General features: G+C 61.5%; 16 protein-coding genes and 1 riboswitch. Of the genes, 7 read left to right on the top strand and 9 right to left on the bottom strand.

Going from position 1 to position 14,525, the window contains the following annotated elements; translation table 11 throughout:
- Window positions 1-9 precede the first annotated feature (9 nt).
- Window positions 10-972: an Hsp33 family molecular chaperone HslO gene (locus G359_RS19320; RefSeq protein WP_045837441.1), complete on the top strand. Its 963-nt coding sequence runs from the start codon at window positions 10-12 to the stop codon at window positions 970-972.
- A 106-nt stretch (window positions 973-1,078) separates the two neighbouring features.
- Here the strand turns inward: G359_RS19320 and G359_RS19315 are convergent, their stop codons facing one another.
- The 5 genes from G359_RS19315 to metZ all read right to left on the bottom strand — a co-directional run bounded on the left by G359_RS19315 (window position 1,079) and on the right by metZ (window position 4,964).
- The gene (locus tag G359_RS19315) at window positions 1,079-1,303 is read right to left on the bottom strand and encodes a hypothetical protein (RefSeq protein WP_045837440.1); all 225 of its coding nucleotides are present in this window, start codon (window positions 1,301-1,303) and stop codon (window positions 1,079-1,081) included.
- A gap of 26 nt (window positions 1,304-1,329) precedes the next feature.
- Window positions 1,330-1,893 carry an EF-hand domain-containing protein gene (locus G359_RS19310; RefSeq protein ID WP_045837439.1) on the bottom strand — a complete coding sequence of 188 codons (564 nt, stop codon included), beginning with the start codon at window positions 1,891-1,893 and terminating at the stop codon, window positions 1,330-1,332.
- A gap of 214 nt (window positions 1,894-2,107) precedes the next feature.
- The gene (gene argE, locus G359_RS19305) at window positions 2,108-3,277 is read right to left on the bottom strand and encodes an acetylornithine deacetylase (RefSeq protein WP_045837438.1); all 1,170 of its coding nucleotides are present in this window, start codon (window positions 3,275-3,277) and stop codon (window positions 2,108-2,110) included.
- 15 nt (window positions 3,278-3,292) lie between these two features.
- A complete protein-coding gene (apaG, locus tag G359_RS19300; protein WP_082073025.1) occupies window positions 3,293-3,742 on the bottom strand; it encodes a Co2+/Mg2+ efflux protein ApaG in 450 nt (149 codons plus the stop codon).
- A 10-nt stretch (window positions 3,743-3,752) separates the two neighbouring features.
- Window positions 3,753-4,964: an O-succinylhomoserine sulfhydrylase gene (gene metZ / locus G359_RS19295; protein ID WP_045837437.1), complete on the bottom strand. Its 1,212-nt coding sequence runs from the start codon at window positions 4,962-4,964 to the stop codon at window positions 3,753-3,755.
- Window positions 4,965-5,036: 72 nt separating this feature from the next.
- Window positions 5,037-5,115: riboswitch (SAM riboswitch) on the bottom strand.
- A gap of 136 nt (window positions 5,116-5,251) precedes the next feature.
- Here metZ and G359_RS19290 point away from each other — a divergent pair.
- Both G359_RS19290 and G359_RS19285 read left to right on the top strand, forming a co-directional pair.
- A complete protein-coding gene (locus G359_RS19290) occupies window positions 5,252-6,376 on the top strand; it encodes a 2'-deoxycytidine 5'-triphosphate deaminase (RefSeq protein WP_045837436.1) in 1,125 nt (374 codons plus the stop codon).
- 261 nt (window positions 6,377-6,637) lie between these two features.
- A complete protein-coding gene (locus G359_RS19285) occupies window positions 6,638-6,976 on the top strand; it encodes an HU family DNA-binding protein (protein ID WP_045838258.1) in 339 nt (112 codons plus the stop codon).
- 351 nt (window positions 6,977-7,327) lie between these two features.
- Here G359_RS19285 and dapE read toward each other — a convergent pair whose 3' ends face one another.
- Genes dapE through dapD form a run of 3 tightly spaced genes read right to left on the bottom strand, consistent with a single transcriptional unit; the run spans window position 7,328 to window position 10,130 of the window.
- Window positions 7,328-8,500, bottom strand: coding sequence for a succinyl-diaminopimelate desuccinylase (gene dapE / locus G359_RS19280; protein ID WP_045837435.1), 1,173 nt, complete (start codon window positions 8,498-8,500; stop codon window positions 7,328-7,330).
- The gene (locus tag G359_RS19275; RefSeq protein WP_045837434.1) at window positions 8,500-9,258 is read right to left on the bottom strand and encodes a hypothetical protein; all 759 of its coding nucleotides are present in this window, start codon (window positions 9,256-9,258) and stop codon (window positions 8,500-8,502) included. Before G359_RS19275 ends, dapE begins: the two co-directional genes overlap by 1 nt.
- A 29-nt stretch (window positions 9,259-9,287) precedes the next feature.
- On the bottom strand, window positions 9,288-10,130 hold the full coding sequence (dapD, locus tag G359_RS19270) for a 2,3,4,5-tetrahydropyridine-2,6-dicarboxylate N-succinyltransferase (RefSeq protein ID WP_045837433.1): 843 nt from the start codon (window positions 10,128-10,130) through the stop codon (window positions 9,288-9,290).
- A 243-nt stretch (window positions 10,131-10,373) separates the two neighbouring features.
- Here dapD and G359_RS19265 point away from each other — a divergent pair, with 243 nt between their 5' ends.
- Window positions 10,374-10,622 carry a hypothetical protein gene (locus G359_RS19265; RefSeq protein ID WP_045838257.1) on the top strand — a complete coding sequence of 83 codons (249 nt, stop codon included), beginning with the start codon at window positions 10,374-10,376 and terminating at the stop codon, window positions 10,620-10,622.
- 57 nt (window positions 10,623-10,679) lie between these two features.
- On the opposite strand, the gene G359_RS19260 is transcribed toward G359_RS19265, so the two are convergent.
- A complete protein-coding gene (locus G359_RS19260) occupies window positions 10,680-11,327 on the bottom strand; it encodes a TlpA family protein disulfide reductase (protein ID WP_045837432.1) in 648 nt (215 codons plus the stop codon).
- 40 nt (window positions 11,328-11,367) lie between these two features.
- On the opposite strand from G359_RS19260, the gene argH reads away from it, so the two are divergent.
- The 3 genes from argH (at window position 11,368) to lysA (ending at window position 14,414) form a co-directional block, all read left to right on the top strand.
- Window positions 11,368-12,777 (top strand): argininosuccinate lyase, encoded by a 1,410-nt coding sequence (gene argH / locus G359_RS19255; protein ID WP_045837431.1) that lies wholly within the window; start codon window positions 11,368-11,370, stop codon window positions 12,775-12,777.
- A 60-nt stretch (window positions 12,778-12,837) separates the two neighbouring features.
- Window positions 12,838-13,062, top strand: a complete 225-nt coding sequence (locus G359_RS19250) for an LPS translocon maturation chaperone LptM (RefSeq protein WP_045837430.1) — start codon at window positions 12,838-12,840, stop codon at window positions 13,060-13,062.
- A gap of 80 nt (window positions 13,063-13,142) precedes the next feature.
- Window positions 13,143-14,414 carry a diaminopimelate decarboxylase gene (gene lysA / locus G359_RS19245; RefSeq protein ID WP_045837429.1) on the top strand — a complete coding sequence of 424 codons (1,272 nt, stop codon included), beginning with the start codon at window positions 13,143-13,145 and terminating at the stop codon, window positions 14,412-14,414.
- Window positions 14,415-14,525: the final 111 nt, after the last annotated feature.

Here is a 14,525-nt window from a genome sequence, read left to right as displayed (position 1 = left end):
GTCTCGCCCATGCCGGTTGACACTCCGCCAAAATCGCCCGCGATACCGATCGACGATGTCGTCGTCGCGTTCCGCACGCAGAACTCGAATATTCGCGGCCGGCTGGTGCGGCTCGGCGCGACGCTCGATCAGATCGTCGCTCCGCATGCGATGCCCGATCTTCCAGGCCGCGCACTTTCGGAAGCGCTGGCGTTGGCGGCGTTGTGCGGGTCAGCGCTGCCGCAAGGCGGCAATCTCAATCTGCTGACGCGATCGGACGGTCCGGTTTCCATTCTCGTTGCCGACTACACCGCAAGCGGCCGCCTCAGAGGCTATGCGCGCTATGATGCGGAGAAGGTCGCGGAGATCGCTCAAAGCGGGACGCGGCAGGAGACTGCGGCGGCGCTGGGCAACGGTCATCTCGCGATCACGCTCGATTCAGGTCCGGGCCAAGAGCGCTATCAAGGCGTGTTGGCTTTCGAGAATGCGCCGCTCTCGGCGACGGCTGCCGCTTACTTCCAGCAGCGTGAAAGTCTGCCGACGTTCATACGGACCGCCGTTGCTGAGCACTACGTTGCGCCGAAGCAGGCGCCGCAGTCGGACACGCGCTGGCACCGGCGCGCGGGCGGCTTGATGGTGCAAAGCCTCGGGGCGTCGCTCGACGAAGGCGGTGTCGACCAGGACGACGACTGGAAGCGTGTGGAGATGCTCGCCGCGACCGTCGAAGATCTCGAACTGCTCGATCCGGGTCTGACCGTCGAGCGGCTGTTGCTCCGGCTCTTCCATGAAGAGGCCGTTGCCATCGAGCGGGTCATTCCGCTGTCATCTTTCTGCCGGTGCAGCCGGGAGAAAGTCGAGAACGTGCTGCTGGCATTCGGTGCAAACGAACTTTCCGACATGCTCGACGAAAACGGAAAGATCGTCGTCACGTGCGAGTTCTGCACCGCGCGATATGTCTTCTCGCTCGATGAATTGCGAGCGGCCGGCGGCTGAGCTTCGCGTGCCGGGGTCAGGATCCTAACCTCGCATTTCCATCAAGCAGCAGCGCAAGTTGAAACATGGATCCTCAGCATAAAGCCGAGGATGACGTTTTCAAAGGTCAGGCTTGCGCTTCGCCCGGGAAGGCGGCGGATTGCCCGCATGCTTGCACACACTCCGTCATGCCGGCGGAGGCCGGCACCCAGACAAGCTTCAACAAAACGTCAGGCGCGGTTAGCTCCGCGTGACCCGCAAGCGCGAATGCGCAGTACGTTGCCTGGATCCCGGCCTTCGCCGGGATGACGGTGGTTGGGATCGAGCGCAGCGCTTCAGCCACAAATGTCATCCTCGGGCTTGTCCCGAGGACGATGGTTATTTGCTGAGGCCGCCGTTTGCGGCTTTACCGACGTCGCCACCCTGCTCACGCGGGTCGCTGTTTTGCGGTTTCGCGCCGGACGTGTCGTATTCGGTCTTCGAGCGTGCGCTCGCGATCTGAGATCCATCGAGCTTGCACGTGCCGGCCTTGTCCATCAGCACGAACGCGGGGTTCGGCTTGTCGACGAATTCCTGTCGCGTGACTTTGCCGTCGCCGTTCTGGTCGAAATATTTCAAATCTGCAGTCACGAACAACTTGTCGATCTTGGTCAGATTGTTCCACTCGGACGCGTCGAGGGAATCGTCGTGGTCGGTGTCGGCACTGTTGAAGAGGTCTTCCGCGTAAGATTTCCACTCGTTGCACGTCACGACGTTGTCGTGGTTGAGATCCCAGCTTCCTGCGGCCTGCAGATAAGCGCGGTCGATTTCAGAAATCGAGTTCCCTCCAAAGGGACTGATGGAGCCGATGGTCGGCATGGAGGCGGTCGAGCATCCGGCCACGGTGAGCGCAGCGGAGATCGCGCAGGCGGAGACGTTGAGCAGTTGAAGGCGTTTGGTCATTGATACGTCTCTGAAGATTGCGAAAGCTCGGCGGCTCAGGTGATTGGTACCCTCAACAGTGCGTTGGAAGCACGGCGCTTCGCGAAAAAAGTGTGGGTCGGCAAGATTGTCGCACGGCGTGTCGCAGTCCGGTCACACTGAGGGCGATTTCCAGCTAACTTATTGCGGCGCAATGAAGTTTTGACGGCTCATTCGTTGGCCGAGGGGCTTTTTCTCAGGTCTCGGCCCAATCCCCCAGGCGGTGCAAGAACCTCATGCATTTCGCGATCTCGCTCTCGGCGATCCATTCGTCGGCGGTGTGCGCTTGCGCGATGTCGCCGGGTCCGCAGACGACGGAGGGTGCGCCCGCATTCTGAAAGAGAGAGGCTTCGGTGCCGTAGGAGACGCCGTAGGTTTCATTCTGCCCGGTCAACTTCAAGGCGAGCGCTACGACTTCGGACGATGGCTCGGCGCCAAAGGGCGGTACGGCGTTGACGCGCACGATATCGATGCCGGTTTCAGGTGCGATGGCGCGCATTTCAGCGAGACAATGCGTCTCCGCAAAGCGGCGCAACCGGTCTTCGATTTCGTCGGGATGCAATCCGGGCAAAGCGCGGATGTCGAAAACGAAGCTGCAATGGACGGGCACGATGTTCGTCGCCGTTCCACCCTCGATCTTCGTTACCTGCAGCGTCGAATAGGGTGGCTCGAAGCGAATGTCTATGACCCGCTGCTTGAGCTCGGCTTCGATACGGTTGAGCTCGCCGATGAGGCGCGTCGCGTAGGTGACGGCGTTGACGCCGAGATGGGCCATGCTCGAATGGGCCGCCCGACCCTTGACCTCGACATTCCAGCGAACCGGCCCTTTGTGCGCATCGACGACCTGCATGCTCGTCGGCTCGCCGACAATTACCATGCGCGGTTTCGGGAGCGCTTTGCCGAGTTCGGCGATCATCGGGCGAACGCCAATGCACCCGACTTCTTCGTCATAGGAGAAGGCGAGATGGATCGGCTTCTTCAACTTGCGCGTTTTGAAGTCAGGGACGGCGGCGAGCGAAGCGGCGATGAAGCCTTTCATGTCGGCTGAGCCGCGGCCGTACAGGCGGCCATTTTCCGCTCTCAGCGTGAATGGGTCGCTCGTCCAGTCCTGTCCATCGACGGGTACGACGTCGGTGTGGCCGGAGAGGGCAATCCCGCCTTCGTCGGCCGAGCCGATCGTTGCGTAGAGCGAGGATTTCTGACCGTCGTCGCTGACGATCCGATGCGACGGTACGCCGTGCTCGCGAAGATAATCTTCGACGAAGGCGATCAGGCCAAGATTGTTCTTGTGGCTCGTGGTGTCGAAGGCCACGAGGCGCGCGAGCAATTCAACAGGCGTGTAGGTTGGGCCTCGGACTTCGCTCATCGGCTGTCGCCGCTGTCAATTCATGCTGCGCCGGGTATAGGGGCTATCGAGCGAGAAGGCGGGAATGGCTACGTCGAAAAGCTTACCGGCCTCATCCGACATCTGATAGCTGCCGACCATGATACCCTGCGGCGTCTTCAGCGGACAGCCCGACGTGTAGTGGAACGACTTGCCCGGTTCGATGACCGGCGTCTGGCCGACGACGCCCGCGCCGCGAACTTCTTCTGTGCGGCCGAGCGCATCCGTGATCCGCCACATGCGCGATTTCAGTTGGACGGTTTCGGCACCGTCATTGCTGATCTCGACGGCGTAAGACCACACGAAATGGCTGTCTTCCGGAGACGATTGATCTTCCATGTACCGCGGCTCGACGCGAATGCGGATCCCACGCGTCGTTGCTTCATAGGGTTGGAAGGCCGCTGCAGCGGCCTTTCTGGCTGTCGAAGTCGGCGTACTTTTACTCATATTGTCCCTGTCACCCCGTGACCCTCTTCACCGCATTGGTGAGATCGTCTGCCAAATCTTCCGCCGCTTCAAGCCCGATCGATAGACGGATCATACCATCACTAATACCGAGTTCCGAGCGCTGCGCGGGCGTCAGCTTGAAGTGGGTCGTCGTCGCCGGGTGGGTGACCAAGCTCTTGGCGTCGCCGAGGTTGTTCGAGATGCGGATCAAACGCAGCGCGTTAAGGCAGCGGAAGGCACCCTGTTTACCGCCTTCGACCTCGAACGCCACCATCTGTCCCCCGCCCGGCATCTGCTTTGCCGCAAGCGCCGCCTGGGGATGATCCGCCCGGCCCGGATAGAGGACGCGCGTCACGCCTTTGAGGCCAGCCAGCAAGTCGGCGATCTTGGCGGACGTTTCGCACTGCGCCTTCACGCGGATAGGAAGCGTCTCGAGGCCCTTCAACATCACCCACGCATTGAACGGGCTGATGGACGGACCCGTCTGGCGGAGCCATTCCTGGACGTATTTGGTGATGAACTCGCTCTTGCCGAGGACGGCGCCACCGAGGCAGCGGCCCTGTCCGTCGATATGCTTCGTCGCCGAATAGACGACGATATCGGCGCCGAGCGCCAACGGCCGCTGCAGCATCGGCGTGGCGAACACGTTGTCGACGATGGTCAGAATGCCGTTGTCGCGCGCGATCTTGCTGACGGCTGCGATATCGACGAGTTCGAGCGTCGGATTGGATGGCGTCTCGAAGAAGAACATCTTGGTATTCGGGCGAATGGCGGCGCGCCAGGCGTCGAGATCTTTGCCGTCGACAAGCGTCGCTTCGATGCCGAAGCGCGGACAGAGCGTCTCGACGATGTAGCGGCAGGAGCCGAACAGCGCGCGCGCTGCGACCACGTGATCGCCGGTCTTCATATATGACAGCATCGAAGCCGTTACGGCGGCCATGCCCGTCGCTGTGGCGCGGCATTCCTCGGCGCCTTCGAAAATCTTCAGGCGATCTTCGAACATCGAGATCGTCGGGTTTCCGAAGCGCGTGTACTGATAGCCCGGGTCTTCCTGCTTGAATCGGGCTTCTGCCTGCTCGGCGCTTTTGTAGACGAAGCCTTGAGTCAGATGGAGGGCTTCGGACGTCTCGCCCCATTCTGACCGGGTGATGCCGCCATGGACAAGCGCCGTTGCGGGACGCCATGCGGGGTTATTGGACGGGAACTGTTCGTCATTCGCCATCGGAACGGCCTTTCGCGCAATAAAAAATCCCGGTCCGCAGACGCCGGCTGACGAAAGACCGGGCGCGGGAAACCGGGAGCGCACACGGCCTCTTTAGCGACTTGTTTAACGTGGCTGCAAGCCGGCCGGCCAAAGGACCACGAGAGTTCAGCGGGATTACCGCTCGCACCCCGCGGCGTCAAGGGGCGGCATCGATCCGCACGGAATAACCGCTATTATGGACATTGTCGCGCTTGGCGAAGCATTAGGCCTACTTTAGACGAAGCCCTAGGGGGTAGACCGGCGCCATGACTAAAACTGAGAAAACTCATCCGGCGTCGAAGCGGCGCGAGCGAACGGTCGGCATTCTGCCGTCGCAAGCGATTGCGGGCATGATTGCCGATGGTGAGATTGAGATTGCGGAGCCTGTCATCGAGGGGCAGGTGCAGCCAGCGAGTCTCGATCTCAGACTTGGCGCCGTCGCCTACCGGGTGCGCGCGAGTTTTCTTCCGAGGCCGGGCGGGCGCGTGCAGACGAAGCTCGATGATCTTGCGCTTCATACGATCAGCCTCAGCCAAGGCGCTGTGCTCGAAACGGGCTGCGTCTACATCGTGCCGCTGCTTGAAGCCCTCGCGCTGCCGAGCGACGTTGAAGCATCCGCGAACCCGAAAAGCTCGACGGGCCGGCTCGACGTGTTCACGCGCGTTATCGCCGATGGCGTTGGCGCGTTCGATCAAATTCCGCGCGGCTACACCGGGCCGCTTTACGCCGAGATCTGTCCGCAGACGTTTCCGATCGTCGTCAGAAAAGGCTCACGGCTGTCGCAGATTCGTTTTCGCAACGGTCCGGCCGCCGATAGCGATGCGGCGCTGCGCGAACTGCAACTGCGCGAACGTCTGGTTTCGGCGGAAAATGCCGACATTTCCGGCGGCATTGCCCTGACGGTCGATCTTGCGGGTAATGAGACCGGGCTCGTCGGGTTTCGCGCGCGGCGTCACACCGGCGTCGTCGATGTCGATAAGGTCGGAGCCTATCCGGTCGAGGATTACTGGGACCCGATCTACGTCAAGGACAAGCATCGGCTCATCCTTGATCCCGATCAGTTCTACATTCTGGCTTCGAAGGAAGCGGTGCATGTGCCGCCGACGCACGCGGCCGAGATGGTGCCGTTCAATCCGCTCGTCGGCGAATTCCGCGTGCATTATGCGGGCTTCATGGATCCGGGCTTTGGGCACGCGGCAGCTGGCGGCAAAGGCTCGCGCGTCGTCCTCGAAGTGCGCTCGCACAAGGTGCCGTTCATTCTGGAAGACGGGCAAATCATCGGCCGGCTCGTCTACGAGCGGATGACGGAGACGCCGGAAACGCTCTACGGCCAGGGGCTGAAATCAAACTATCAGGGCCAGGGCCTGAAGCTTTCGAAGCATTTCAAATAGTATCGTTTGCGAAGAGGTTCCCTTCGCAAACTTCCGATTTCTTTCCCTCGGTTCATTCGCCGCGTTCCGCTAAAGCGCACGGAAAACTACGGTTTTGGCGGCTTTTTTTGCGTGCAACCCATACGTGACGCTTGCTTTCGGGCCACAAATGCTGCTCTTTTCGCCGGCTTCATTCGAAAAAGGCCCAAAAATCGCATGTTTTTGGGTTTCAACGATGATGTAGTGTTCGATACCAAACCGATTCGCATAAGAGGGACGACAATGGCAAAGGCAGCTGCGCCAAAGACTTCAGCCAAGGCTCCGGCCAAGGCTGCAGCGAAGATCGAAACCGTTACGTTGAAGCATATTGCCGCGACGCTCGCGGAGGCTCACGAGATTCCGAAGAAGCAGTCGGTCGCGCTGCTCGAAGATCTCGTCGCTCAGATTTCCAAGCATCTCAAGAAGGGCGCCCGCATCCGCATCGGAGGTCTCGGCGTTCTGCAGGTTCGCAAGCGTCCGGCTCGCATGGGCCGCAACCCGGCAACGGGCGAAGCCATCAAGATCAAGGCTTCGAAGAAGATCGCTTTCCGCGCCGCGAAGGAGCTGAAAGAGTCGGTCTAAGGATCGCTCTTTAGCGGGGTAATTCGAAAAGGCCGCCAGATTTGGCGGCCTTTTTTGTTTGGCGCTGGCGACTCCGCTTCGCGGAGCCGGCCGCCAGCGCGGGCCTTCGTTTCGGGCGGCACTTTTTTGTTTGTTTCGGGCGACACGCGTTCCGCGCGCCGGCCGCCCGAAACGAAGTGCCCGCGCGGAACGCGCCGTCATCCTCAATCGTGTGAGCGTTCTAGCGAGCGTGATTGGGGATCCAGCGTGAGAGTCGTCGAAGACTCCACATTTTGTGCCTTTGGCGAGTCTGACGCTGGATCCCCGACCTTCGACGCGCCGATGGCGCGCTCGGTCGAGGATGACGAGTCCTCAACCGTTGCGGAAGAAGTTCGTGATGAAGCGGCCGTAGATTTCGGTCAGCGTTTCGAGGTCGGCGACGCTCGTGTGCTCGTCGACCTGATGGATCGTCTGGTTGACGAGGCCGAATTCGACGACCGGACAGATGTCCTTGATGAAGCGCGCATCCGATGTGCCACCGCCCGTCGTCAGCGCAGGCGTGCGACCGGTGACGGATTTGACGGCGTCCTTGAGCGTCGAGACGAGCGGACCCGGTTTCGTCAGGAACACGTCGCCGGTGCCGGAGAATGCGAGATCGTATTTCGCGTCGACTTCCGCGGCGGCGCTCGCGGTTGTTTTCCGCACCCACTCTTCGATCGTCGGACGCGTCCAGCCGTCGTTATAGCGGATGTTGAGCTTGGCGATGGCGCGTCCCGGGATGACGTTCGTCGCCGTGTTCGGAACGGAGATCACCGTCACCTGAAGGTTCGACGGCTGGAAATTTTCCGTTCCGTCGTCGAGCTTCGTCGTCGAGAGGCGGTCGATGATGCGGGCGAGTTTCGGGACCGGATTATCGGCGATTTGCGGATAGGCGGAATGTCCCTGCTTGCCGTGAACGGTCAGATCGACGTTGAGCGAGCCGCGGCGTCCGATGCGGATTTCATCGCCGAGCGCGTTGGGGTTCGATGGTTCGCCGACGAGGCAGGCATCGATGACTTCATCGCGCGCCTTCAGCCAATCGAGGATTTTCATCGTGCCGTTGATCGAGGGGCCCTCTTCGTCGCCCGTAATAATGAACGACAACGAGCCGCGCGGCAGGCCATTGTGGTGATGGAGATACTTCATGGTCGCGGCGAGGAAGGCGCCAATGCAGCCCTTCATGTCGACTGCGCCGCGTCCGTAGAGAATACCGTCGCGGACTTCGCCGGCGAACGGGTGCACGGTCCAGGCCGCTTCGTTGCCGACCGGCACGACATCGGTATGTCCGGCGAAGGAGAGATGCGGCCGGCCCGAGCCGAGGCGCGCGTAAAGATTATCGACATCGGGCGTGCCGGGCTCGGAGAAGACGAGGCGGTGACAGGTGAAGCCTGCCGGCTCGAGCACGTTCTGCAGGAGCGTCAGTGCGCCTGCTTCGTGGGGCGTTACGCTTTCGCAGCGGATGAGCGCTTGAGAGAGGGCAACGGGATCTGTCGGGATGAGGGTCATTACACAGTTTGACTTCCAATTAGCTGACCGGCGGAAGGCAACGGAATGTCGCGGCCTTCGAGGCTCTGCACGATCGTGATCTTCTGCCAGATCTTACCTGAAAGATCCGAGGTCAGCCGCTCAAGGTCGCCGACCGTGTCGACCACGACCGGATCGCTGAGCTTCTCGGCGTAGAGCGCTGCAAGCTTGGCAGTGAGCGACAGCATCTCAGAGCAATAGTCGAGATAACGTACGAGTTCGAACGGCGACAGGCTGCGGTCGGGTGAGCTCGAGGTGTGCACGGCCGCCAGCATGCTCGGGTCTTTCGTCAGCTGATGCATATCGATGACGTGGATGATGGAGCGGAACTCGTGGAGTGCGAAGAGGGCCTTCCGCTGTTTCCAGCGCGCTTCGAGCGATGAGACGAAGAACAGCGTCGCGCCCATGAGCACGACTATGTTGAAGCCGGAATCGATGCCCTGCAGCGTGCCGAAGAGATCGTCGTTAGCCTTAGTACCGCCTAAAATGAGCTGCGCGACCACGATCAGCAGGGCAACGCCTGCCGTGATCGCGAGCCAGATGACGAAGCGCAGGAAGAAGTGTGGCCGGTTGATTTCCTGCGCCGCGGTTGCCGTCTCCTTGGCGAGTGCGAGCAGGTCGCGGCAGACGTTGGCAAGGCCCGCACCCGGAAAACGCTCATCGATACGCCGAGCAAGTTGATCGAGGCTCGCCGTGATGAGCGCCGGATCAAGCGTTCGGAATTTCGACGCCGTTTTCACCTGCTTCCACTCAATCCCTGAGCTTCCACTTAGTCCCTGAGAAGCTCGTTGATGCTTGTCTTGCTCCGGGTCTTTTCGTCGACGCGCTTGACGATCACGGCGCAATAGAGGTTTGGACCCGGTTCCCCGTTCGGGAGAGGCTTGCCCGGCATCGTACCCGATACGATGACGGAATAGGGAGGCACCTTGCCGAACATTTTTTCACCCGTCGCGCGATCGATGATCGTCGTCGAGGCTCCGAGGTAGACGCCCATCGAAAGGACGGACCCTTCGCCGACCTGGACGCCTTCGGCCACTTCGGCGCGGGCGCCGATGAAGCAGTTATCCTCGATGACGACCGGTCCGGCCTGAAGGGGCTCGAGCACGCCGCCGATGCCGGCACCGCCTGAAATGTGGCAGTTTTTCCCGATCTGGGCGCAACTTCCGACCGTCGCCCAGGTGTCGACCATCGTGCCGCTGCCGACGTAGGCGCCGAGGTTCACGAACGAGGGGAGCAGAACGGCGCCGGGCGCGATGTAGGCGGAGCGGCGGACGATGGCGCCAGGAAGCACCCGGAAGCCGCCCTTGCGGAAGTCTGCTTCCGTCCAGCCGGCGAACTTCGGAGGCACCTTATCCCAGTAGAAGCTGCCTGCCGGACCGCCGGGGATCGTTTCCATGTCGTTGAGGCGGAACGACAAAAGGACTGCCTTTTTCAGCCACTGATTGACGACCCAGGTGCCGTCCGTCTTCTCGGCGACGCGCGCTTCGCCCTTATCGAGAAGGTCGAGGGCTGTTTCGACGGCATCGCGGACGGCGCCTTTGGTGTCGAACGAAATGCCGTCGCGGGTTTCCCATGCCGCTTCGATTGTCTGTTTCAGGTCGTCGTGGGCCATGGGGAAAGCGTCTCCGATGCTGTGCGGGAATAGTGTTTGAGACGCGCCTTGTCGCCTCTCGGGCGCGGGGTGTCAATTCTGAGCACTGGCTGAGGGGCGTACCCGCATACCGTCCGTAGCGGCAAGCGTGGAAAGTGGATAAAAACAGGCCTTGGCCGTCATTACACGGCGTACTCGAATCGTGCATGGTGCATGCTCGTCGGACCGCACTTTCGCGGCTCCGGAACTCAGGAAGCAACGTCTATGGCGAAATCGGAAGTCACCAGCAAGAAGGTGTCGTCGGCAGCCTCGAAGGTGTTGAAGAGCAAGACGGCGACCAAGGCTGAGAAGTCGGTCGCGGCTTCGGCACTCACGCAGACCGGCAGCCCAAAGGAAACGACGAGCAAGAAGGTCGCCTCTGCAGCGTCTAAAATCCTGCATGACCCCAAGTCGAGCAAGGAAGCGAAGTCCGTCGCTGCTTCAGCGCTGACGCAGAAAACGAAGAAGAAGTAGTTTGCGCCTTCAAGGGCAGCGAACGTCAGTTGGCCCCAAGCGGCGAATTCGAGGTGGTCAGTTCATCGCCGCCTCGATGAGCTTTTTGGCGTCGTCCGAATCCCATTTTGCCGATCCAGCCAACCGTCCGACTTCCAATCCGTCCTTGTTGATGAGGATTGTGGTCGGCATCCCGAGAAGCTTCAGCGCCATGCCCTGTTTGGCGGTTACGTCCGTATAGAGCTTGACGTTGTCGGCTTTCAGCTCGTCGAGGAACTTGCGCGACGCGTCGTAGCCCTTGCGGTCGAGGCTCAGTGCTAAGACTTCAAACTTGTCGCTGCCGAGTTCTTTCTGCAGGTGGTCGAGAGCCGGCATCTCCTCGCGGCAGGGCTCACACCAGGTCGCCCAGAGATTGAGAAGGATGGTCTTGCCTTTGAGGCTCGACAGCTTGACATCCTTACCAGTGGCGTCCTGGAAGGTGATGTCGGGCAGGGGCTCGGGCGTTTTCTTTGCGACAAATGCCGCCATCTGACCGAGCTTGAGCGACGAGCCGCCGGCGCCTCCAGGCTCAGACGTCGAGACATTCTGGGCGGCGGTCTCCGAATTTTGCGGACCGACGTTGCCCAACCCGCCTCCGATAACGTATACGGCGCCGAACCCGACCAGCGCCGACAGCGCCACAATCCAAAGAGCCTTCTGCGGGCTTCCCGCGCCGTTCGCTGTCATTTGGTAACCTTGTTCTTTTCTATTTAAGACGGAGCCGCCCGTGACCGACAAGCCAGCCAACACCATGTGGGGTGGCCGTTTCGCAATGTCTCCTGCCGAGATCATGCAGGAGATAAATGCCTCCATCGGCTTCGACAAGCAGCTTGCCCCGCAGGACATTCGCGGCTCGAAGGCACATGCTGCGATGCTCGCGGACGCGGGCATTATAGCCAAAGCCGATGCTCGCGAGATCGCAAAAGGCCTCGACAAGATCAAGGCGGAGATAGACGCGGGCACGTTCGAATTCTCGCGCGCGCTCGAAGACGTTCACATGAACGTCGAAAATCGCCTGAAAGAGCTGATCGGTCCTGCGGCGGGGCGGCTGCATACGGCGCGTTCGCGCAACGATCAGGTCGCGACGGATTTCCGGCTCTTCGTGCGCGATGCCATCGACGGCATCGACGCGTCTCTCGAGAACGTGCAGCAGGCACTTGCGGAGAAGGCCGAGGCGCATGCCGCCACGGTCATGCCGGGCTTCACGCATCTGCAACCTGCGCAGCCCGTGACCTTCGGTCACCATCTGCTCGCCTACGTCGAAATGATCGCGCGCGACCGGGGTCGGTTCGCGGACGCGCGGAAGCGTCTCAATGAATCGCCGCTCGGCTCGGCGGCGCTCGCTGGAACGTCGTTTCCGATCAACCGGGAAATGACAGCGGAGGCGCTGGGCTTCGACAGGCCGATGGCGAATTCGCTCGACGGTGTCTCGGATCGTGACTTCGCGCTCGAAACCCTTGCGGCGGCGACGATCGCGGCCGTGCACTTCTCGCGCCTCGCCGAAGAGATCGTCATCTGGATGACGCCGCAATTCGGGTTCGTGAAGCTTTCCGACCGGTTCACGACCGGCTCATCGATCATGCCGCAGAAGCGCAATCCGGACGCGGCGGAGCTGGCGCGCGCGAAGGTCGGCCGTATCGCATCGGCGTTCCAGGGTCTCGTCATCGTGATGAAGGGCCTGCCGCTCGCGTATTCGAAGGACATGCAGGAAGACAAGGAGACGACGTTCGACGCCCTGTCCAGCCTGCGTCTCGTTATGGCGGCCATGGCGGGCATGATTGCGGATCTGGAGCCCAACGCGGAGGCCATGCGCGCGGCGGCTGGGCGCGGTTATTCAACGGCGACCGATCTCGCGGACTGGCTCGTTCGGGAGCTCAAGATGCCGTTCCGCGACGCTCACCACGTGACGGGCGCCATTGTGAAGGCGGCCGAAGCCAAAGGCGTGGATCTCGATCAATTGAGCCTAACGGACATGCAGGCCGTCGAGCCGCGCATCACTAAAGCCGTCTTCTCGGTGCTGTCTGTGGAAAATTCGGTCAAGAGCCGGACGAGCTATGGGGGAACCGCGCCACAGAACGTCGCCAAAATGGCTCGTCAATGGCTCAAGCGGTTGGAAAAGGCGCGAGGGAAGGTCTAGAACTCTTCCCTGCAGTGCCCGCCTTCCGAGCGGGCCGAATGGTTTTGGAGTGATTTTGGCATGGCCGTGCTCCCGCACAGCACGAAATCCTGGATCGCGGTGGCGCTTATCGGCGCGGCCTGCGCCGGTTTTGCGGGCTGCGGCGTGAAAGGGCCGGTCGAACCGCCGCCAGCCGCCAAGGCGGCCGGGGATGCGAAATCGCCCGATGCTCACGCCGCGGGCGAAAATTCGGATGCTCCGCCGAAACCGCACGAATCGTTCATCCTCGATCCGCTGTTGCGATAACCGGGACGTTGAGCGAGTTTCTGAACTCTTCAGGCATTTTTCGGTGACGCGGGTCTTTCTCATCCGCTAGAAGCGCTCCCATGCATCACTTTCAGTATAGGTCCGGCATTCTCCATGCCGAGGACGTGAGCCTCGCACGCATCGCGGCAGAGGTTGGAACGCCCTTCTATTGCTATTCGACGGCGACGCTTGTCCGCCATTACGAGGTTCTGGCGCGGGCATTCCGGGGCCAGGACGCGCTCATCTGCTTTGCCGTCAAGGCGAACTCCAACCAGGCGGTGCTCGCGACGATGGCGCGGCTCGGCGCGGGTATGGATGTCGTGTCCGAAGGCGAACTTCGCCGTGCGCGGGCAGCTGGCGTGCCGGCATCGAAGATCATTTTCGCGGGCGTCGGCAAGACGCGGGGCGAAATGGCTTACGCGCTCGAAGAGGGCATCCACGGCTTCAACGTGGAGAGCGAGCCCGAGCTTCGGGCGCTGAGCGAGGTTGCGACGGTACTCGGGAAGACCGCCTCCATCGCCATTCGCGTCAACCCGGACGTCGATGCGAAGACCCATGCGAAAATCTCGACAGGCAAGGCCGAGAACAAGTTCGGCGTGCCCTACGAGGATGCGCGCGACCTCTATGCCGAGGCGGCGAAGCTTCCGGGCATCAAGATTTCCGGCATTCACATGCACATCGGCAGCCAGATCACGGATCTCGCGCCGTTTCGCGATGCGTTTCGGCTGCTCGCCGATCTTGCGCGTGATCTGAAGGCCAACGGTATTGCGCTCGAGCATCTCGATATTGGCGGCGGTCTTGGCGTTCCTTACCGGGGCGCGAACGATATTCCGCCGACGCCTGATGAATACGCGGCTGTCGTCAAGGAGACGCTCGGCGATCTCGGTCTCAAACTCGTTCTCGAGCCTGGGCGCATGATCGTCGGCAACGCGGGTGTTCTCGTCACCCAGGTCATCTACGTGAAGGAAGGCACCGACAAGACGTTCACGATCGTCGATGCGGCGATGAACGACTTGATCCGCCCGACGCTTTATGAGGCCCACCACGACGTTTGGCCGGTCAACGAAGCGCGCTCGGACATGCCGCCGATCCAGCAGGATATCGTTGGTCCGGTTTGCGAGACGGGCGATTTTCTCGCGGAAGACCGGGCGTTATCGCCGGTCGAGCCTGGCGATCTCCTGGCCGTCATGACGGCGGGAGCTTATGGCGCGGTGATGTCATCCACCTACAACAGCCGCTTGCTCATCCCGGAAGTGCTCGTTGACGGCGACCGCTACGCCGTCGTGCGGCCGCGGCCGAGCTACGACGATTTGATCGGTGCCGATCATCTGCCGCCGTGGCTGAAGGCCTGATTGGTTTTCGCGCCTCTCCGCGGAACTCACATCCAACCCCCGTCATCCCGGCGAAGGCCGGGATCCAGGCAAGGTTGGGTGAGCGCCGGGGTGCGGGCTGCACCGGTGGCG

It is taken from the genome of Hyphomicrobium sp. 99, assembly GCF_000384335.2.
Taxonomy (GTDB): Bacteria; Pseudomonadota; Alphaproteobacteria; order Rhizobiales; family Hyphomicrobiaceae; genus Hyphomicrobium_B.
The sequence above is the reverse complement of the archived record's forward strand: the minus strand, read 5'-3'. Positions and strand labels throughout refer to the sequence as shown.

Coding starts and splice junctions, on each gene's coding strand:
- G359_RS19320 (WP_045837441.1), top strand. CDS start 10: ATGCCGGTTGACACTCCGCCAAAATCGCCCGCGATACCGATCGACGAT.
- G359_RS19315 (WP_045837440.1), bottom strand. CDS start 1,303: ATGACATTTGTGGCTGAAGCGCTGCGCTCGATCCCAACCACCGTCATC.
- G359_RS19310 (WP_045837439.1), bottom strand. CDS start 1,893: ATGACCAAACGCCTTCAACTGCTCAACGTCTCCGCCTGCGCGATCTCC.
- argE (WP_045837438.1), bottom strand. CDS start 3,277: ATGAGCGAAGTCCGAGGCCCAACCTACACGCCTGTTGAATTGCTCGCG.
- apaG (WP_082073025.1), bottom strand. CDS start 3,742: ATGAGTAAAAGTACGCCGACTTCGACAGCCAGAAAGGCCGCTGCAGCG.
- metZ (WP_045837437.1), bottom strand. CDS start 4,964: ATGGCGAATGACGAACAGTTCCCGTCCAATAACCCCGCATGGCGTCCC.
- G359_RS19290 (WP_045837436.1), top strand. CDS start 5,252: ATGACTAAAACTGAGAAAACTCATCCGGCGTCGAAGCGGCGCGAGCGA.
- G359_RS19285 (WP_045838258.1), top strand. CDS start 6,638: ATGGCAAAGGCAGCTGCGCCAAAGACTTCAGCCAAGGCTCCGGCCAAG.
- dapE (WP_045837435.1), bottom strand. CDS start 8,500: ATGACCCTCATCCCGACAGATCCCGTTGCCCTCTCTCAAGCGCTCATC.
- dapD (WP_045837433.1), bottom strand. CDS start 10,130: ATGGCCCACGACGACCTGAAACAGACAATCGAAGCGGCATGGGAAACC.
- G359_RS19265 (WP_045838257.1), top strand. CDS start 10,374: ATGGCGAAATCGGAAGTCACCAGCAAGAAGGTGTCGTCGGCAGCCTCG.
- G359_RS19260 (WP_045837432.1), bottom strand. CDS start 11,327: ATGACAGCGAACGGCGCGGGAAGCCCGCAGAAGGCTCTTTGGATTGTG.
- G359_RS19250 (WP_045837430.1), top strand. CDS start 12,838: ATGGCCGTGCTCCCGCACAGCACGAAATCCTGGATCGCGGTGGCGCTT.
- lysA (WP_045837429.1), top strand. CDS start 13,143: ATGCATCACTTTCAGTATAGGTCCGGCATTCTCCATGCCGAGGACGTG.